Source organism: Lysinibacillus sp. FSL P4-0201, from assembly GCF_038593425.1.
In the GTDB taxonomy this organism is placed as follows: domain Bacteria; phylum Bacillota; class Bacilli; order Bacillales_A; family Planococcaceae; genus Lysinibacillus; species Lysinibacillus capsici.
In genome coordinates, this window is record NZ_CP151995.1 from 3,189,849 (window position 1) to 3,210,150 (window position 20,302).

Genomic DNA, 20,302 nt, shown 5'->3' on the forward strand with positions numbered 1-20,302 from the left:
AATATTCAGATAATTATTCATAAGATTCTTTTACAGTGGCATAATCACAACCACTGCAAGAATCTTTTATCCCTCTTGCCATTCTTCTCCTATTGCTTTAGACAACATGACTTCAGTAATAGTTTGAAATAATGTTGCTACATCTGGCCCATCTGCTGAAATTTCCACTACACTTCCTGGTTTAACACCTAATGACATCACGCCCATAATAGACTTTAAATTAACGGATTTTTCTTCGTATGTTAATTTAATATCACTTTGAAATGGTGTCACTGCAGTTACGAGTAATGCAGCCGGTCTGGCATGAATACCTTCAGTAGATGTAATTTTATACATTTTCTTCATTTACATACCTCCACTCTTTCACGTGAAATTAATCCGATGTTGATATTTGGCAATCATTTTCTCATTATGTGACCAATCCGAATCAACATTATTGCTGACAAAAATCGGTAACTCTATTGAGGATTTTGCTAGTGTTTCTATGATTTCACTGAACAAAGCATTTAATAGTAATGAACCAATAACAGTAGATGCTGGCGCATACTGTATGTCATGTATAGTTAGTACACCATCACCAATCGGTATATGGGTATTAATCACAAAATCTACCACATCTTCTAGCCGCAGCCCACTATGATGACGTGTAGTCTGTTCCTTATAGTGGAGCGATTGGAGGGATAGCACAAATATCCCTGAATCCTTTGCTAATAAAGCGGCGTCAATAGGTGCTGCATTTCTCCCTGAGGTTGAAATGACGATGCAAACATCATTTTCACGAAAGTCAAACTGTTCCTTATGCTGTTCAATAATCGTTGAATCTTTCTCATTGATTGAAGAAGCTAATGCTCCAGCATGTAAAGCTAATGGTTCAATAAATATAGGACGGACGGGTACTAAACCACCTGCTCGATAAAATGCCTCCTGTGCCAATAGCTGTGAATGACCACAACCAAATAATTGAATTATCCCACCTTTTTGGAGACGTTGGACAATGATTTGAGCCACATCACTTATATGTGATGCCTCCTGTTCCTTCACAACCTGGATAAGCTTTTCGATTTCAGAAAAATATGCATGCATAAAATCACCTTTTAATTTCACTTATGAATTTATAACGATCAGCTCGATACGTACTGCGTACAAGCTCAAAGGGCTTACCATCTGATAAATAACTTGTACGTTTGATAATTAAAACTGGTGCTGTTTGATTAATTTGTAGAAACTTACTATCCTCTTTCGATACGATGGCTGCCTCCATCTGTTGTACCGCATTTCCTATTTTTTGATGGAACTTTGCTTCGATTAAGGCATAAAGCGAGCCCATTATTTGCTTCTCATCCAACTCCGGATAAATTTTAACTGGGATATATGTTCTTTCGATTGCCATTGGTTGCGCATCTGCATTTCTTATGCGCACTACAAAAAATACTTCTTCGCCAGACTCTATCATTAAATCTCTTGCAATATCCACTGGTGGTATGATTTTCTCAAATCGTAATACCTTACTGCTTGGTTCCATTCCTCTTGCCCGCATATCTTCCGTGAAACTCGTTAAGCCTTTTAACGGTTGCTCTAATTTTGGATTTGCAACATACGTTCCTCTCCCTTTTTCTCGATATAATAGACCACTATTTACTAGATTGGTAATGGATTGACGAACAGTCATTCTACTTACATCAAATTGTGCAGAAAGCTCTCGTTCTGATGGGATAGTCTCACCAATTCTGTATTCTTCTAAATAAATTCGTTGTTTAATAATCTCTTCTATTTGTATATAAATAGGTATATGAGAATTTTTCTCTAACAATTCTTGCACCTTCCTTATCGCCTTTATGATTTCTCCATACAACTTTACCTCGTCAGATCGGTTTTTGTATTTCGCATGATTAAACAAAGCTAAATGATATCCACGATGACAGTGTGAAAAGGACATATTTACACAGTCGCTTAATGTGGTGACTTTCTCACTATTATTGTAGCATCTGAGCTCAATCGTTGTACCATTATATTCTCAACTGACTAATCACCGTCTCGTAGTTTTGATCCAATTTGCCTTCTTTTCAATAGGCTTTTCCCTCATGTGTTTTGTATCAATCACAATTAAAACGCTTTCAAAATATTTAAATAAAGTGTTTATCCTCGTAATATCTGGCTAAAGATATAATGTATCTTTTCCTTTAGCGGATATAGCTTCTCAAAAGGTATAGTTGTCTATACCAATTATATGCTGCTTCATCAGAAATAAAAAGTAATTTTTCATATTTTCTAAACATTCACTCAAAAAACTCCACTAGTTCTTGTTTAATTTTATGTAAAAAAAAGGAGCTATTAATAAGCTCCTCTCAATCCTATGTATAGGACGAATCCCAATTGTGCCGTAATGCCAAGAAACATTCGTTTTGAACCCGCAATTTGCAGGTGGGTGCCCGCTTTGCAACTTTAAACGTCCCGCTTTGTTAGGGGCATGTTTGCGACTACAAAATGAAGGCTCCCGATTCTATAATGTTCGGTCAAAACTGTGAAGTAGAGTTAGCAGTTAGACAAACACATCAGGATTCGTATTACAGTTATCATAACACCACTTTTCTGATAATTCAAACGATTTTCTCTAATAATCTATAATTTCTTACGAAAACGCAAAAAATACCTAGATTCCCAACAGTATTTGCTAGGTAATCCAGGTATTTTGAATTATACATTATTTTCTAAATGGTTTGATAGCCAGGCTTAGTTCACTTAGTTGCTCAGGAGATACTTCGCTTGGCGCTTCTGTCATCAAGCAGCTTGCACTAGCTGTTTTAGGGAATGCGATTGTATCGCGTAAATTAGTACGACCTGCTAATAGCATAACGAAGCGATCAAGACCAAAGGCAAGACCTGCATGTGGTGGTACGCCGTATTCAAACGCTTCTAATAGGAAGCCAAATTGTGCTTGTGCTTCTTCTTCTGAGAAGCCAAGTAATTCAAACATTTTCTCTTGTAGGTCACGTTCGTAAATACGTAATGAACCACCACCAAGTTCATAGCCGTTTAAAACGATATCATATGCTTGTGCACGTACTGCTGCAGGGTCTGTGTCCATTAACGCTATATCTTCATCAAACGGGCGTGTGAATGGATGGTGTGCTGCATAGTAGCGTCCATCTTCCTCAGAGTATTCGAATAATGGCCAATCAGTAATCCAAAGGAAAGCAAATTGTGATTCATCGATCAGATTTAAATCTTGTCCTAATTTTGTACGAAGAGCACCTAATGAAGCTGCTACAACATCGGCTTTATCTGCTACAAATACTAGAATATCGCCAACTTCTGCTCCCATACGCTCGATTAAGGCTGCTGCTAATGCCTCGTCAAAGAATTTCGCAATTGGTCCGTTTAAGCCTTCTTCTGTTACCTTTAACCAGGCAAGACCTTTTGCTCCATAAATCCCAACGAATTTTGTTAACTCGTCCATGTCTTTACGAGAATATTTGTCAGCTGCACCTTTAATATTGATACTTTTCACTTGTTTTCCTTGTGCAACCGTATCAGCAAATACTTTGAAATTACAGCCTTCAAAAATATCATTTAACGCCACAAGCTCTAATCCAAAACGTACATCTGGCTTATCTGAACCATAACGATCCATTGCTTCTTGGTATTTCATGCGCTGGAATGGTGCAGGAATGTCAATTCCTTTTACTTCTTTCATAACCACTTGAATTAAGCGTTCGTTCATTTCTAATACTTCTTCTTGTGTTAAGAAGCTCGTTTCAATGTCCACCTGTGTAAACTCTGGTTGACGGTCAGCACGTAAATCTTCGTCACGGAAGCAACGCGCAATTTGGAAGTACTTTTCAAAACCAGCAACCATTAATAATTGCTTAAATAATTGAGGTGATTGTGGTAAGGCATAAAATTCACCTTCATGTACACGTGAAGGAACTAAATAGTCTCGAGCACCCTCTGGCGTTGATTTTGTTAAAATTGGTGTTTCAACTTCTAAGAATCCTTCATTTTGTAGGAAGTTACGAATTGTACGTGTCACATCAGAACGCATTTTGAAAGTATCGAACATTACGGGACGACGTAAGTCTAGATAACGATATTTTAAACGTAAATCTTCTGATACATCTGTACGATCTTCGATTTGGAATGGCGTTGTTTTTGCCGTATTAATTACGACTAATTTTGTTGCTTCCACTTCAATTTTACCGTTTGGTACATTCGGGTTGATTTGATCCTCTGTACGAAGGATGACTGTGCCTTCCACTTCGATCACATATTCACTACGCACTTTATCCGCTAATGCGTGTGCTTCTGCAACATCTGGACTAAACACAACTTGCGTAATACCTGTACGGTCACGCAAATCAATAAAAATTAAACCACCAAGGTCACGACGACGCTGTACCCAACCTTTTAATACGACTTTTTCGCCTTGTAACGCTTCTGACAGCTCGTTACTAGCATGTGTTCTTGTAGCCATTGTTAAATTCCTCCAAAATATCTTCAATTTATGTAGCATTTCCTAGAAATGCCCTCTGTCTATTTTTAAGCTTTTTGTGTTAAATAGTTCACTAGCTCTGAGAACGCCACTTTGTGCTGCTCCCCAGATTCCATATGTTTTACAGCCGCTGCTTGCTCTTCAAGTTCTGTTTCGCCAAGAACAAGCGTATATTTTGCACCTAGTCGATCCGCTGATTTCATTTGAGCTTTCATTTTACGGTCTAAATAATCCATCTCTGTCGCAAGTCCCTTCGCTCGGAAAGTGCTTGTCAGCTCAACAGCCTTTTGCTTCGCTTCATCGCCCATTGCAATAATGTAAACATCTAGCCCTGAAGCTGTGTCTAATTCAACACCCTCCGCTTCAAGTGCCAGCAACAAGCGCTCAATACTTAATGCAAAACCTATACCTGGTACATCTGGACCGCCAATTTCTTGCACTAATCCATTGTAGCGTCCACCACCACATAATGTTGTAATAGCACCAAAGCCTGATGCTGTGGACATAATTTCAAAAGTTGTGTGATTATAATAATCAAGTCCTCGTACAAGATTTGGATCGACCTCATATGAAATACCCAATGTATCTAAGTACGATTTCACTTGAGCGAAATAAGCAGCTGATTCTTCTGTTAAGAAATCAGTTAACGCTGGAGCCGTTTGCATTAATGGATGCTCACGATCTACCTTACAATCTAAAATTCGCAATGGATTCTTTTGTAAACGATTTTGACAGTCTGAGCAAAATTCATGAATATGTGGCTCAAAATGCTGTAATAAAGCAGTACGATGTGTATCACGTGTTTCTTTATCGCCAAGAGAATTAATCACTAATTTTAAATCCTTTAAACCCGCTGATTCGTAGACGTCCATAGCAAGAGCAATGACTTCTGCATCAATCGCAGGATCTGCTGAACCAATTGCTTCTACTCCAAACTGTACAAATTGACGATAACGACCAGCCTGTTGGCGCTCATAGCGGAACATTGGTCCTAAATAAGAAAGCTTAACTGGCTGATCAGGAGCACCAAACATTTTATGCTCCACATAGGCACGTACGACACCAGCCGTATTTTCTGGACGTAGTGTTAATGAACGCCCTCCACGATCTTCAAATGTATACATTTCCTTTTGTACAACATCAGTTGTTTCCCCAACACCACGTGCAAATAGATCCGTTTGCTCGAAAATTGGTGTGCGAATTTCGTTATAGCGATAAACACGACAAATATCACGAATAATCGCTTCAACTTTTTGCCATTTTTCAGATTGACCTGGCAAAATATCTTGTGTCCCTCGTGGCACTTTAAAACTCATGTAATTCCCTCCTATATTGATTGCTTATGATAGAGCAGCTGTAGTCCCACTTTGAGCGAATGCATGCTTTGGTTGAGCAAATTTTTGTCCGGTTGGAGCGGGTTACAGCCCTTGATGAGCGCTTTTCATACTAATTGGAGCGCCTTCCCCTCTTTTCTGAGCAAAAACAACAATCCCTCTTAAAAAACTCATTACTTTTTGAACAACAAAAAAGCCCTCGTCCCTTGCAATAGCAAGGGACGAGAGCTGTATAAGCTTCCGCGGTTCCACCCTAGTTGACACAAATGATTACATGTGTCCTCCTCTTAATCGGATAACGGCCGATTCCGTTTTTTCCTACTAGGCACTGCTTTTCAGAAAAAAGCCTCTCAAGTGTTATTCACGTGATACATTTTTGTAGGAAAGATTGCAGCCTAAGTCTTTCCCTCTCTTTTCCAATAGTGGTATACGCTACTTGCTTGGTCATAAGCGATTAATCATTTTTCGATTACCCTTTATGTTAGTCACTAGCCAAAGCAATGTCAACTATTTTTGTATTTTTCATCAGTCTATGTTGAAAATAACTAATTCTGTTACCATTTTACCACGAATTTTATGATAAAAGCATGGTAAAATAGCACAAGGAATAGGAGGAATCTGATGAGGACAAAAATTTTACATAGTATAATCATCTTCGTACTAATGGTAACGATGGCGATGCCAAATAAGAACTTTGTTCAAAGAGCTTCCGCTGACACCAGTGATCTAAAAGTCGCTGGAACGATTCTTCATTTGCGAGAGGGTCCTGGATTGTCTTATCCCATTATTACGACTTTAGAAGAAGGTGACCCTTTAACCTCAATCGGTCGAGAAGGTGATTGGTACCAAGTCAAAGCAGGCAATTACGAAGGATGGGTTGCCTCTTGGCTGACAGCACCTACTAATGCTAAACAAGTGATCGACAAAACCGTCATTTCACAAGTTGACCGTTTAAATATTCGAACAGAACCAGATATCTCTTCAGCTGTTCTTGGTCAACTTTCAACTGGTAACCAAGCAAACCTCGTTGAAGAAAATGGAGAATGGGCAAAAATCGATTGGAATGGACTAACAGGATGGGTGTCGAAGGATTATGTCACGATCAACGATAACCCTAAAAAAGAAACAGAACCCAAAGAAGATGCTGTAGAAGTAACCACTACAACCACGGCACCCGCTAACAAAGATACAACCTTCACCATTTTAGTGGAAACCCTTAATGTTCGTAAGAAGCCAGATTTGAATGCTAAAAAAATCGGCACAGCAACAAAAGGACAAGCCTTTAAAGTCCTCGCACATGAGCATAATTGGGTACAAATTCAGTACAATAATAAAAAAGTAGGTTGGGTCTATAGTTTTTACGGTACATTCTCCAATAAAGTAAAAAGTACCTCAAAAACATCAACTTCCAAAGAGTTAGAGTCTGTTACGATTATTTATAATGGGACAAACCTACGAACGGATGCCTCAACAGCAGCAGAAGTGGTTGAACGTGTAGATGCTGGTGTAAATTACCCGATAGTAGGCGTTAAAAATGATTTTTATGAAATACAAATAGACGACGAAAAAACAGCTTTTGTCGCGAACTGGGTGGTCACAACAAGTTCCAATAAAGCGACAAGTCCACAGAAAGAAAAGGAAGAGCCTCGCAAAAAAGGTACTTTAACTGGATTAACGATCGTTGTTGATGCTGGTCACGGTGGAAATGATCATGGCACAACTGGTCAACGAGGTACAGAGGAAAAGGGCATTACGTTAAAAACGGCTACTTTGCTTGCTTCCAAGTTAAGTGCTGCTGGCGCAAACGTTGTCATGACGAGAGAATCGGATGAATATGTGGCATTGCGTAAGCGTGTATCGATTGCCCATCAATATGAGGCAGATGCCTTTATTAGCCTTCATTATGATGCGACAGATGATAGCTCCATTAACGGCTTCACATCCTATTATATGAATAGCAATCAAAAAGGGATTGCTGAAGCAATTCATGATGGTCTTTCCAGTAAACTAGATTTAAGAGACCGTGGTACACAACAAGGGAATTATTTAGTTTTACGAGAGAATCGTCAAAAGGCCGTCCTTATTGAGTTAGGCTTTTTAAGTAATTCTAGTGAGGAGCGCGTCATTACAACAGCTAAATTCCGTGAACAAGCGACTCTTGGTATTTATCAGGGAATTCTCAACTACTTTAATGAACAAGATGAATAAGCAAAAAAAAAGCTGCGGATGATAACATCCACAGCTTTTTTATATTTAAGATATTCCTAATGCTACCGCAGCAATTAGCGCCAGACAGGCAATCAATGCCCACCCAAGAATCATCTTCCAGATAAACTTAATCCACTTTTCATATGGGATACCTGCAACAGCTAAATACGCCATTAATGCAGACGAAGTAGGAATAATAGAGTTCGTTAAGGAATCCCCATATTGGAAGGCTAAAACAGCCACTTGTCGCTCTAATCCTAATAAATCTGTGATTGGAATCATAATCGGCATTGTTGCAGCTGCCTGTCCACTACCAGATGAAATAAATAAATTCAAAAGAGCTTGGATAAATAACATGCCGATTGCACTGATAGCATGTGGCAAATGTCCAATTGTTTCTGATGCTGCATAAACGATTGTATCAATAATTTTCCCCTGCTCTAAAACAACTGTAATAGCACGGGCAAAACCTACAATTAAAGCACCAAATGTTACGGCCTTGGCTCCCTCAATAAAGGAATCAAAGATAGTAGCAGGTTTTAAACCACCAATTAACCCTGCAATTAACCCCATAATTAAAAAGGATGCAGTTAGCTGCGTTAAGAACCAGCCCCAGTTAAAGACACCATAAATATTAAAGCCAATCCCACAAGCCATGACAATAAATACGAATTTATGCTTGCCTGTTAATGCAGGGATGTCAATCGCTGAAACATTGGATTTAGCTTTTTGCTCAATATCGTAAATAACGCTTGCTTGAGGATTCTTTTTCACCTTAAAAGCATAGCGAGAGACATAAAAAATAGCAAAACTTAATACAAAAACATAGACAACAGCACGGAAGCCAATCCCTGAGAATAATGGTACATCAGCTAATGATTGTGCAACACCTACCGTAAAGGGATTAAGCATTCCTCCAAAAAATCCACTGGCGGCACCAAGTGTAATCATGGCTGTTCCTGTTACAGCATCAAAGCCCATCGCACGTGCAATGGCCACACCAATTGGTACGAAAATAATAGTTTCTTCCGCCATCCCCATTGTAAAACCACCAACAGAGAATAAAATCATCGATAAAGGAATCAGTAATTTCTCTCGGCCCTCTAAAGCTTTTACTCCTTTATAAACACCAGCCTCAATAGCACCTGTAGAACGAATAATACCAAATACACCACTGACTAAAAAAATGTAGAAAATAATTTGAGCCCCTTTTTCGAGACCCATTGGAACCGCTGTAAACATTTCAAAAAAGGAAACTGGCTCACTCTCAATATGATGATAGCTTCCATCTACAACGAGCATTCGCCCTTCTTCATCCTCTACACGTTCAAACTCACCCGCTGGTATAATATAGCTTGCAATACCTGCTAAAAAAATAATAGCAAAAATAATCGTATATGTATGAGGTACTTTCAACCAGCTTTTCTTCTTGACCCCCTGTTCATTTTCCATTAAACCACGCTCCTTTTTCTGATTTAGACATTAGCAGTATATTGTCGCTATTTGTCGCTAATTGAAAATAAATATACATGAGTTTAAATTTATTGTAAAGTATTAATTTTCTATTATTTCTGAAAGCACACGCTATCTTTCCTAATTAAACCTCTTGTTCCTCTCCTATAAACATGGAAAATTTTATACACATACTCAAATAATAATGGGCATTTTCAACGTTATTTTTTGTTTTCCAAAATAATAATTTCATCTTATATGACGAATTGTTTTTTATTAAGGCAGGAGCAATATGCGGCGGTGTTAGAAATGATAAAGTTTGTATGGATTGTCTTTAAATGCTTTTTATTCATGAACTTCATAAAGATCCCCTTATTAGTGGGATGAAAGACATCAAAGGTTGTAAGTAGAATGGAAAATTGTAGGTTAGCTATCCATGAGGAATCAAATGGACTTTCTTACATATCGTTTATATTTTTTTAAAAAAATAATATTCAAAGAGTAGCAACTGTTTTAATAGTTTTTATCTCTTCGAAATAAATTTGCTATTTAGGTATTTTTATTTGCCCTAAACAAATAAAAAAACCTTCTATCATTTATTATGATTTGAAGGTTCATACTTTCTCATTTTTTTGTAGTTTCCAATGTCACCCATACAATTTCCTCCATCCGAATGAAGAAAGGCGTACGATTTATCTCAAGAACCATATGGTCAGGTAGTATGGATAATAAAATACCTTGTTGAATATTTTTTTCTGTTTGCACAACTACTGCCTGACCAATCATCATGTTAAGAGTTTCGTATAAATATGGATTTGTTATACTTCTCGTCTGCGTCATGTTTAAGACACTCCTTCCTATAAAACTAACCATACTCTTTAGTATATGAAGGAATTATAGGAAATGTTCCATTATTTTGACTCTAGAAGAATTGTGACTGGACCATCATTAATTAGTGCTACATCCATCATGGCACCAAAAATACCTGTTTCCACATGTAAGCCCTGCTCGCGTAAAGCTTGATTAAAAGCCTCCCACAGTGGCTCAGCTGCTTCTGGTCTAGCTGCATTGATAAAACTTGGACGATTCCCTTTTTTTGCATCCCCATACAATGTAAATTGTGAGACGGATAAAATAGCGCCCCCATGCTCTAAGATTGAATGATTCATTTTTCCATCTGCATCTTCCCAGAGACGTAAATTGGCTACTTTTTTTGCTAAATAGGCAACATCCTCTTGTGTGTCTTCATGTGTGATTCCCACTAAAAGAACATAGCCATGATCAATTGCTCCTGTAACAGTTCCGTCCACTGTTACAGAGGCTGCTTTACTGCGCTGTAATACTACTTTCATGTACTAAACCCCAATTCTATATTGCCTATCAATTAGTTAATGACACGTTGCACCGAATATATATCAGGTGTTTGTTTAATTCGCTCAACTACTTTATGCAAATGTGAAATATTTGAAATAGAAATTGTTAAATGAATTGTTGCCATTTTATCACGGTCAGCACGACCACTTACTGCTAAAATATTCGTTTTCGTTTCACTAACAATTTGCATGATTTCATTTAAAATGCCAGGTCTATCAAAAGCTGAAACTTCAATATCAACAGGGTATTCTTTTTTCTCAGGAATGACACCATGCTCCCATTCCACTTCAATTAAGCGCTCCTGTTCATCCTCAATTTGAATATTTGGACAGTCCTCACGATGGACAGAAACACCTCTACCCTTCGTAATAAAACCTACAATATCATCACCAGGAACGGGCGTACAGCAACGAGAAAGTCGAATGAGCATATTATCAATACCCTTTACAATAACACCCGATTCCGTACGTTTTTGTGGAATTGGATTTTTCATTTTTTGTTCAATTTTCTCTAGTGCTTCTTCCTGCTCACGTTCTTTACGACGTTTTTCAGCTAAACGATTTACGACCTGTTGCGCAGTAATACCATTTACACCAACTGCAGCATACAAATCTTCTTCATTCGTATAGTTAAATTTGTCGCATACCCGTTTTAGGTTTTCGGAGGACATCGTTTCCTTTAAATCGAAATCCTGAGCACGGATTTCTTTTTCTATCATTTCTTTACCTTTGACAATATTTTCTTCACGCAGGTGTCGTTTAAAGAATTGCTTTATCTTATTCTTCGCCTGCGAGGATTGAGCTATTTTTAGCCAATCGCGACTCGGACCAAAGGATTGTTTAGAAGTTAAAATTTCAATGATATCGCCCGTTTTTAATGGTGTATCAAGCGGTACCATCTTCCCATTGATTTTCGCTCCAATCGTACGATTTCCCACTTCGGAATGAACACGGTAGGCAAAATCAATAGGAACAGAACCTGCTGGCAATTCAATGACATCACCTTCAGGTGTAAAGACATAAACCATATCAGAAAATAAATCAAATTTTAAGGATTCCATAAATTCTTCTGCGTTGGAAGATTCATTTTGAAATTCTAAAATTTCACGGAACCACGTTAATTTTTGGTCGACATTCTGCTTTTGATGATCAACGTTTTTGCCTTCTTTATATGCCCAGTGCGCCGCAATCCCGTACTCTGCAATTTTGTGCATTTCCTTTGTACGAATCTGTACCTCCAACGGATCACCATATGGTCCAATAACAGTCGTGTGTAGGGACTGGTACAGGTTTTGTTTTGGCATAGCAATATAGTCTTTAAAGCGTCCTGGCATTGGTTTCCAAAGTGTATGCACAATCCCTAATACGGCATAGCAATCTTTAATACTATCGACAAGAACACGAATGGCTAATAAATCATAAATTTCATTAAACTGTTTCTTTTGTAACACCATTTTTCGATAGATACTGTAAATATGTTTTGGTCGACCATAGACATCTGCGTCAATTTCAACCTCATTCAGTTGTGATTTCATCTCAGCCATCACATTTTCTAAATAAGCTTCACGTTCATCACGTTTTTTCTTCATCAGACTGACAATACGATAATATTGTTGTGGGTTTAAATAGCGCAGTGCTGTATCTTCAAGCTCCCATTTTACAGTCGAAATTCCAAGACGATGAGCAAGTGGTGCAAAAATCTCGAGCGTCTCTTTTGAAATGCGTCGTTGCTTTTCAGCAGGTAAATGCTTTAACGTACGCATATTATGAAGACGGTCTGCTAGCTTAATGAGGATGACACGAATATCTTGCGCCATAGCCACAAACATTTTCCGATGATTTTCTGCCTGCTGCGCCTCTTTAGATAAATATTTAATTTTCCCTAGTTTGGTAACACCATCAACAAGCACGGCCACCTCTTCGCCAAATTCACGTACCAAATCATCCCGTGTAAAATCCGTATCTTCGACAACATCATGTAAAAAACCTGCCGCTACAGTTTCTGGGTCCATTTGTAATTCAGCTAGAATACCTGCTACTTGTACTGGGTGAATAATATACGGTTCACCAGAGCTACGGAATTGCTCAATATGGGCATCCCTTGCTAATTCATATGCTTTTTTCACGAATGCGACATTTTCATCATTCATGTAGGATTTGACTAACTCAAAAACGTCCTCAGGAGTCAAAATTTGCTCTTTCGCCATAACATGTCCACCTTGCTCGTCAAATTTTTCAGATTAGATATAAACTTAATTGTATAAAATATTGTGGTCTATTGTAAAGAGACTGTATCATTTAGTTTAGTTAATCTCGTGAACAGTTCGAAAAATGGAAAAAATATTCTTCTTTTTAATAAAAAAGACCCTCTGCGACTTCACGTCACAAAGAGTCCTTGTTTCGACAAATTGATTAATGTAATTGATTGTAAGCTACAGCAATTTTCGCGCCGACTACTGCATTGTTTTTCACTAATGCAATGTTGGCATCAAGACTTTTACCTTCTGTTAATTCTTTAACTTTGCCAAGTAAGAATGGTGTAACATTTTTACCTTGAATGCCATTCTCTTCAGCTTCAACTAAAGCTTTTTCAATAATGTTTGTAATAAATGCATGCTCTAATGCTTCAGACTCAGGAATTGGATTTGCGATGACAGCGCCACCTTTTAAGCCTAATTGCCATTTCGCAGATAGCATTGCTGCAATTTCTTCTGGCGTATCTAATTGGAAGTTTACATCAAATCCACTTTGACGTGTGTAGAATGCTGGTAATTCATTCGTACCATAACCAACTACTGGCACACCTTTTGTTTCAAGATATTCTAATGTAAGACCGATGTCTAAAATAGATTTTGCACCCGCACAGATAACGGCAACATTTGTTTGTGCTAATTCTTCTAAATCAGCAGAGACATCCATTGTTGTTTCCGCACCACGGTGTACACCACCAATACCACCTGTAACAAAGATTTCAATACCTGCAAGCTCTGCACAGATCATTGTCGCTGCAACTGTTGTAGCACCTAATTTTTTCGTTGCTAGTAAGTAGCCTAAGTCACGACGTGAAGCTTTTGCAACACCTTGAGCATTACCGAACATTTCTAGTTCTTCATCTGATAGACCAATTTTAATTTTTCCATCAATTAATGCAATTGTTGCTGGGACTGCACCATTCTCGCGAATAATTTGCTCAACTTCACGCGCAGTTTGCACGTTTTGTGGGTATGGCATACCGTGTGAAATAATTGTTGATTCTAACGCAACGATTGGTAGACCTTTTGCTTGTCCTGCTTTTACTTCTTCTGATAATACGATGAATTCTTTCATGTTGTTATTCCTCCATTTCATTTTTCAACAAATCTACTGATAATTCAGGTCTTACTGTATAAGGAGATGCCAATGTATTTTTTGCATTGGTTAATCCAGCATCAATACATGTCTCAAAAGATTGTCCAGTCAGCCAACTGTGAATAACAGCGCTGACAAAGGCATCTCCTGCTCCTGTTACATCTTCAATTTTGTCAATCACTTTAGCGGCAACATGACAAGGGGCAATCGTTGTAGATGCTGCATAAACGCCCTTGCTACCAGCCGTGATAATGACATGCTCCGCACCTAATTGTAGGAGCTGTTGTAAAGCTTTTTCATAATGGGCAGCGTTTTCAATTTTATGTCCAACAATCGTTTCCGCTTCATCTGTGTTACAAATAAACCAAGTTACGCCTTGTAATGTTTCAGGTAGTCGATTCATTTTTGGCGAAGATACTGGCACAATAACAAGTGGAATATCACGAGCAAGGGCTACTTGCTGGATATACGCCACTGTTTCTTTTGGACAGTTTAAATCCAAAATAAAACAGCCTGCGTTTACAAGCATTGTTTCATGTTTTTTCAACAAGCTCGGTAACAGAAGGTCGTAAACTTCCATATTTGCTACAGCTAGTGCTAGCTCACCTTGTTCATCCATGATGGCAGTATAAGAACCTGTAGAAGCCTCTGCAAGCTGCTCTACATAACGTAGATTCATAAAGGATTCCGAAGCCTCTTGGATCACTTGCCAATCAGCATCCTTACCTGCCGTTGTCAGTAACGTCACTTGGTGATTTAATCTGCCTAAGTTTTCAGCAATATTTCGACCAACGCCACCTACACTAAAGGAAGAACTGGCAGGGTTAGATGTTCCAAATTGAACATTGCCCTTGACATGGAATTTGCGGTCTAAATTAGCGCCACCGATGCAAATAATTTCATTTTCTTCGGGTAATATATAAGCACGACCTACAATTTTTCCTTGCTTCGTTAAACTAGACACTAAATTAGCAAGCACAGGACGCGACAGATTCATTGCATCTGCCATTTCTTGCTGAGACATAAACGGATTCTGGCGAATTAAAGCAAGCACCGCCTGTTCTCTTTCATTCATAGCATCACCTTTTATTATATTTGTTTATATTATAAACTTTTGTTTGCGTTATGTCAAAAGATTCTTTATTAAAAAAGTTGAACCTCATCTTACTGAGGTTCAACTTTTTTTGTTTATGCTTGCTGAGGTGTTTGTTTTTTAACAATGATGACGAATAAACTGGCCATTGCACAAAACATTCCTGCAAGAAAAAAAGCCCATGTATAAGAGTTAAAAAATTTATAAATTAACCCTCCACCATACGCTGCAACCGCCGCTCCTGCTTGATGTGAAGCAAATATCCACCCATAGATAATACTGCTTTTTTGCATACCAAAAATTTGTCGTGTAATACTGATGGTTGGTGGCACTGTAGCAATCCAATCTAGTCCGTAAAAGATCGTGAAAATCGTTAATAAAACAAATGATCCTTGTGCAAGTGCATAAGGGAGCAATAATAGAGATGCGCCTCTTAACAGGTAATACCAAAACAATAACCACCGATTATCGAAGCGATCAGACAACCAGCCTGACGCAGTTGTGCCTAATAAATTAAAAATGCCCATAAAAGAAAGGAATGATGCGGCAGTGACTAAAGGAACGCCAAAGCTAATACAATAAGAAACAAAATGAGTACCAATTAATCCGCTTGTCGATAGCCCACAAATAAAAAAGCTACCTGCTAAGAGCCAAAATGCTTTAACCTTAATTGCCTCAAATAAACCTTTAAAAGCCATAGCTATTGGATTCTTCTTTTGCTGTATTTGTTGTTCCTCTATAGCCTCCTCTTGTCCATAAGGAGTTAACCCCATATCCTGAGGTCTATTTTTTATAAAAAGCGCAATCATGAAAAACATTATGATACTAAGGAGTAGCATTAATGTAATAGCCCATCGCCAAGAATAGTGTTCAATAATGATAGCTAGAACTGGTAATAAAATTAACTGGCCCGTGGCTGTACTTGCCGTTAAAATACCAACCGCTAATCCTCTGCGTTTTACAAACCAATGATTCGCAACATATGGGCTAAGGACAGTTAAAAAAAGACTTGCTCCAAGACCAATAATACCCCCCCAAATAACGATTAGCTGCCAGGATTCACTCATCAAAAATGTTAAAGTCATTCCTAATACTAAAGTTGCCATAGCACCTAGCATCATTTTCTTTAGGCCAATGACTTCAAGTAATGCAGCCATAAATGGTCCAGATATGCCATATAAAAACAAACTTACAGCAAAGGCTAAAGCTATGGTTGAACGATCCCAGTGAAATTCTTTTTCAAGAGGATCGATAAACACGCCAGATGATGACATTGTAATTCCTGCGACAATTATCGAGAAAAATGTGACGATTAAAATAAACCAACTATAATGAACACGCTTCACCTCAACACCTTCTTTTCTTTGATAGACTATAAAACATGTATATACATGTTTAAGTCTGCTTATTTCATTTATATGTATATACATGTATAATCATAGTAATCGTTCATAAAGCTGTCAAGAAGGAATTTCTAGTTATTGGGTGTATACTTATAATTAGTAGAATCCCCATAAAGGAGTACTGTCGATGAAGAATCAACTTAAAAATATTGATTATACACAAATTTGTGTTTGTGCAAACCTTAGAAAAAAAACAAGGGTTGTCACACAATTATATGATAAGCTGCTACAGCCTACAGGTTTAAAAGTTACACAATATTCAATGCTTGCACATATTGACCTTCAACAAGCTGTCTCAATCAGCCGTTTAGGTGAAATTTTACAACTGGATCAAACCACTATAACACGTAATATTAATCTATTAAAGCAACATGGCTATGTTGAGTTAAAGCGAGATACCAATGATGCTCGTACCAAAAAAATAATGCTCACTGAAAAAGGTTTAGAAAAGCTGCATGAAGCAGCACCTATTTGGCAAGGCATTCAAGATAGAATTATCGAGGATATTGGAACCGAAAAATACGCAGATTTCTACGATACCTTGCGAACAATGCAAAAAATTATTCAAGCCTATGACGAAGTATAAAAAAAGCGCCCACAGTGTAGGGCGCTTTTTGCCATGCTCTTAATATTGAATAAGTGTTTTAATATTTAAATCGCCAAGCTTTTCGCGACCATTTAATTCTAGAAGTTCAATCAGGAATGCACAGCCTACTACCTGACCACCTAATTGTTCTACTAAACGAACTGTTGCTTCAACTGTACCACCAGTCGCTAGTAAATCATCACAGATTAAAACTTTTTGACCAGGCTTAATTGCATCATGATGCATTGTTAACGTATCTTTACCATATTCAAGACCGTAGTCTGCACTAATTACCTCACGTGGTAATTTACCAGGTTTACGAACAGGGGCAAAGCCTATTTCAAGTGCATAGGCAACTGGACAACCGATAATAAAACCACGTGCCTCAGGGCCAACAATAATTTCAGCGCCCACTTCTTTTGCATATTCTACGATTTGGTCTGTTGCATATTTGTATGCAGGACCATTATCCATAATTGTTGTAATATCTCTGAAGGTAATGCCCTCTTTCGGCCAATTTTCAACCGTTGTAACGTATTGCTTTAAATCCATGTTATTGCTCCTCCTACGAAACGTTATTCGTCCGCTGATGTTAAACGTTCATCAAACCATTGTTTTAATTCTATATAAGGAGCATAGACAAGCTTTTGCTCCATCTCAATCTGTTCTGAACGTTGTTTGTAAGACGGTGCCTCTGTTAGTGCTTGTTTTGGAGCATTCACGTTGACAGTCGTCAGTCCACTCTCCATTTTAACAAAATCAAGCTCAAAAAACACCTGTGTCATAAATTTTAGTGTATCTAATGGCCACCCCGTATGCTTCGCTAAATCTGCGATATGCATATCAAGCGGAAAGGCTGGTCGATTTTTCAAGAACTTATAATACCAAGCAAATTGCTCACGAGTAGGTAGACCACTGAAGTATTGCGAGTCAGGCATATAAAAATGAGCATAAATACGTGAAGGCGCTGTCTTCTGTAAAACGTCCTCTAGCTTTTGAACATTGTGTGGCAAGTCTAAGAGCACGATGTAATCACTTTGTTCAATATTTGAAAGGGCTGGGTCAACCAGTGTAATAGGTGCACCGATTAATGATTGATAATAGGTCATCGTTTCTGGACGAAAGGCGATAAACCGGGCCACGTCCTTCGGTACCGTATTCAGCCATCGAGCTGTTTGACGGATACCACGAATATCAAATAACTGCCATTCTGTAGTTTGGACATCCTCGATCATAAATTGGGCTTTTTTACGTCCCTGCCATTCGTTAATTTGCAAATCGCCTATAAAGGAAACTTTGATGCCATACGTTAATTCATCATGTAAATGCCCTTTGTTAAAACCAACACTATCCAATTTATCATAGCCGTTTGTTATTTCCATTTTAATATGATTCTCGCCCGCTCCAATTTTACGCATGGAGGCGATTTCTACATCCTCTAGCACATACACAGGCTTAGGGAAATCTGTGCCAAATGGTCCTAGTGTTGAAATTTCCTCAATAGCATCCGCTGAAATTTCGTCTATGCTGAGCGGTATATCAATATGCACTACAGGTGTTAATTGCTCCTCTGTCAAACAAGCTCTTGCCTGAGCATCTAAGCGAGTACGTAGTTCATCCACATGCTCTAATGATAAGGTCATACCTGCAGCCATAGGATGTCCACCAAAATGCGGTAAAATATCTCGATTTTTAGCTAGTTCATTATATAGATGAAAACCTTCAATACTTCGAGCAGAACCTTTTGCTATGCCCTTTTCGGGATCGAGTGACAGCACAATCGTTGGACGGTAATACAGTTCAACGAGACGTGAGGCTACAATTCCTACAACACCTGCGTTCCAGCCCTCGCCAGCAACAACAAGAACTAAGGAATTGCCGATTTTTTCATCTGCTTCAATCAGTGCGATGGCTTCATCTGTAATACTTTTCACAATATCTTTACGCTCGGTATTGCAGGCATTTAGCTTTTTTGCCAATGCGGTTGCTTTAGCATTATCCTCCGCCATTAATAATTCAACACCAGGAGCTGCTTCACCTAGACGACCAACAGCATTCAATCGTGGACCAAAATAAAAGCCAATCGTTTCTTCTGTAATTTTCGTCTGCTCTGTACTGGCTATGTCACACATCGCTTGTACCCATGGACTAAGGGAACGACGCATTTCTTGTATGCCCCTCTTCACGAGATAGCGATTTTCATCCACCAACGGAACCAAATCTGCTACAGTGCCAATCGCCACAAATTCTATTAGATGGCTTGGTAGTTCACCATAAAGAGCATGTGCCAGCTTAAAGGCTACCCCTACTCCTGCTAGCTCGCCAAATGGATATTGCCCTTCTGGTATTCGGGGATGAAGAATAATATCTGCTGGTGGTAGCTCCTCACCTGGCTCATGGTGATCTGTCACAATGACATCCATACCAAGCTCCTTTGCTACTCGAATAGGCTCAATACCAGATATACCATTATCCACTGTAATGATTAACTGTACACCATCTTCATAGGCCTCCCGAAATAGGGCTTCATGCGGACCATAGCCATGGATAAAACGATTCGGAATTTTAAAGGAGACGTCTGCTCCAAGATCTAGTAAAACATGTAACATAACGGTTGTGCTTGTCACACCATCCGCATCATAATCACCATACACTAAAATTTTCTCACCATTTTCTAGTGCTTGTTCAATCCGTGCTACCGCTTCAGCCATACCATGCATAAGAAATGGGTCATGGATATTTGCCTCAGTCATATTTAATAAGCTTTCTGCCTCAGCCGTTGTTTCGCAGCCTCGTGCTGCTAAAATTTTTGCTGCAATCGCAGAAAGTTGTAAGTCATTTTGTAATGCTTGTACAAGTGTTGCGTCAGGACGCTCCACCTGCCATCTTTTTTTCGATAGAATCATCTGCTCACTTCCTTACGAAAGCTATTATACCGAATTTCTATAGGTTGCGCACTATCCGTTAGATTGATAGTTTTATCCATCGATTTTTAATTTCTATTCGTCACTTTTCC

General features: G+C 38.5%; 16 protein-coding genes, 1 other RNA gene and 1 other annotated feature. Of the genes, 2 read left to right on the forward strand and 15 right to left on the reverse strand.

Going from position 1 to position 20,302, the window contains the following annotated elements; translation table 11 throughout:
- Window positions 1–66: 66 nt before the first annotated feature.
- The 6 genes from MKY76_RS16050 to hisS all read right to left on the reverse strand — a co-directional run bounded on the left by MKY76_RS16050 (window position 67) and on the right by hisS (window position 5,805).
- On the reverse strand, window positions 67–345 hold the full coding sequence (locus tag MKY76_RS16050) for an HPr family phosphocarrier protein (protein ID WP_016991626.1): 279 nt from the start codon (window positions 343–345) through the stop codon (window positions 67–69).
- An 18-nt stretch (window positions 346–363) separates the two neighbouring features.
- Window positions 364–1,083: an SIS domain-containing protein gene (locus MKY76_RS16055; RefSeq protein ID WP_112118167.1), complete on the reverse strand. Its 720-nt coding sequence runs from the start codon at window positions 1,081–1,083 to the stop codon at window positions 364–366.
- A gap of 4 nt (window positions 1,084–1,087) precedes the next feature.
- A complete protein-coding gene (locus MKY76_RS16060; RefSeq protein ID WP_004226770.1) occupies window positions 1,088–1,810 on the reverse strand; it encodes a GntR family transcriptional regulator in 723 nt (240 codons plus the stop codon).
- Between the two features lie 552 nt (window positions 1,811–2,362).
- Window positions 2,363–2,562: non-coding RNA, 6S RNA (gene ssrS, locus MKY76_RS16065), on the reverse strand.
- A gap of 139 nt (window positions 2,563–2,701) precedes the next feature.
- Window positions 2,702–4,471 carry an aspartate--tRNA ligase gene (aspS, locus tag MKY76_RS16070; RefSeq protein WP_112118166.1) on the reverse strand — a complete coding sequence of 590 codons (1,770 nt, stop codon included), beginning with the start codon at window positions 4,469–4,471 and terminating at the stop codon, window positions 2,702–2,704.
- 65 nt (window positions 4,472–4,536) lie between these two features.
- Window positions 4,537–5,805, reverse strand: coding sequence for a histidine--tRNA ligase (gene hisS / locus MKY76_RS16075; protein WP_054550047.1), 1,269 nt, complete (start codon window positions 5,803–5,805; stop codon window positions 4,537–4,539).
- Between the two features lie 232 nt (window positions 5,806–6,037).
- Window positions 6,038–6,280: a binding site (T-box leader), on the reverse strand.
- Between the two features lie 164 nt (window positions 6,281–6,444).
- Here hisS and MKY76_RS16080 point away from each other — a divergent pair.
- A complete protein-coding gene (locus MKY76_RS16080; protein WP_342556842.1) occupies window positions 6,445–8,031 on the forward strand; it encodes an SH3 domain-containing protein in 1,587 nt (528 codons plus the stop codon).
- A gap of 45 nt (window positions 8,032–8,076) precedes the next feature.
- Here MKY76_RS16080 and MKY76_RS16085 read toward each other — a convergent pair whose 3' ends face one another.
- From MKY76_RS16085 to MKY76_RS16115, 7 genes are all read right to left on the reverse strand, one after another.
- Window positions 8,077–9,483 carry an AbgT family transporter gene (locus tag MKY76_RS16085; protein ID WP_054550044.1) on the reverse strand — a complete coding sequence of 469 codons (1,407 nt, stop codon included), beginning with the start codon at window positions 9,481–9,483 and terminating at the stop codon, window positions 8,077–8,079.
- A gap of 624 nt (window positions 9,484–10,107) precedes the next feature.
- Window positions 10,108–10,323, reverse strand: a complete 216-nt coding sequence (locus MKY76_RS16090; protein WP_004226745.1) for a DUF2642 domain-containing protein — start codon at window positions 10,321–10,323, stop codon at window positions 10,108–10,110.
- Window positions 10,324–10,394: 71 nt separating this feature from the next.
- A complete protein-coding gene (gene dtd / locus MKY76_RS16095; RefSeq protein ID WP_048392115.1) occupies window positions 10,395–10,835 on the reverse strand; it encodes a D-aminoacyl-tRNA deacylase in 441 nt (146 codons plus the stop codon).
- A 32-nt stretch (window positions 10,836–10,867) separates the two neighbouring features.
- A complete protein-coding gene (locus MKY76_RS16100; RefSeq protein ID WP_048392114.1) occupies window positions 10,868–13,063 on the reverse strand; it encodes a bifunctional (p)ppGpp synthetase/guanosine-3',5'-bis(diphosphate) 3'-pyrophosphohydrolase in 2,196 nt (731 codons plus the stop codon).
- Window positions 13,064–13,268: 205 nt separating this feature from the next.
- The gene (locus MKY76_RS16105; protein WP_112118164.1) at window positions 13,269–14,183 is read right to left on the reverse strand and encodes a pseudouridine-5'-phosphate glycosidase; all 915 of its coding nucleotides are present in this window, start codon (window positions 14,181–14,183) and stop codon (window positions 13,269–13,271) included.
- Between the two features lie 4 nt (window positions 14,184–14,187).
- Window positions 14,188–15,279 carry a carbohydrate kinase gene (locus tag MKY76_RS16110; protein ID WP_342556843.1) on the reverse strand — a complete coding sequence of 364 codons (1,092 nt, stop codon included), beginning with the start codon at window positions 15,277–15,279 and terminating at the stop codon, window positions 14,188–14,190.
- A 113-nt stretch (window positions 15,280–15,392) separates the two neighbouring features.
- Window positions 15,393–16,643, reverse strand: a complete 1,251-nt coding sequence (locus MKY76_RS16115; RefSeq protein WP_048392111.1) for an MFS transporter — start codon at window positions 16,641–16,643, stop codon at window positions 15,393–15,395.
- A 184-nt stretch (window positions 16,644–16,827) separates the two neighbouring features.
- Between MKY76_RS16115 and MKY76_RS16120 the strand changes: the two genes are divergently transcribed.
- On the forward strand, window positions 16,828–17,286 hold the full coding sequence (locus MKY76_RS16120; protein ID WP_342556844.1) for a MarR family winged helix-turn-helix transcriptional regulator: 459 nt from the start codon (window positions 16,828–16,830) through the stop codon (window positions 17,284–17,286).
- Between the two features lie 39 nt (window positions 17,287–17,325).
- Here MKY76_RS16120 and MKY76_RS16125 read toward each other — a convergent pair whose 3' ends face one another.
- Both MKY76_RS16125 and recJ read right to left on the reverse strand, forming a co-directional pair.
- Window positions 17,326–17,838, reverse strand: coding sequence for an adenine phosphoribosyltransferase (locus MKY76_RS16125; protein WP_004226730.1), 513 nt, complete (start codon window positions 17,836–17,838; stop codon window positions 17,326–17,328).
- A 23-nt stretch (window positions 17,839–17,861) separates the two neighbouring features.
- Window positions 17,862–20,192, reverse strand: coding sequence for a single-stranded-DNA-specific exonuclease RecJ (gene recJ / locus MKY76_RS16130; protein WP_103118487.1), 2,331 nt, complete (start codon window positions 20,190–20,192; stop codon window positions 17,862–17,864).
- Window positions 20,193–20,302: the final 110 nt, after the last annotated feature.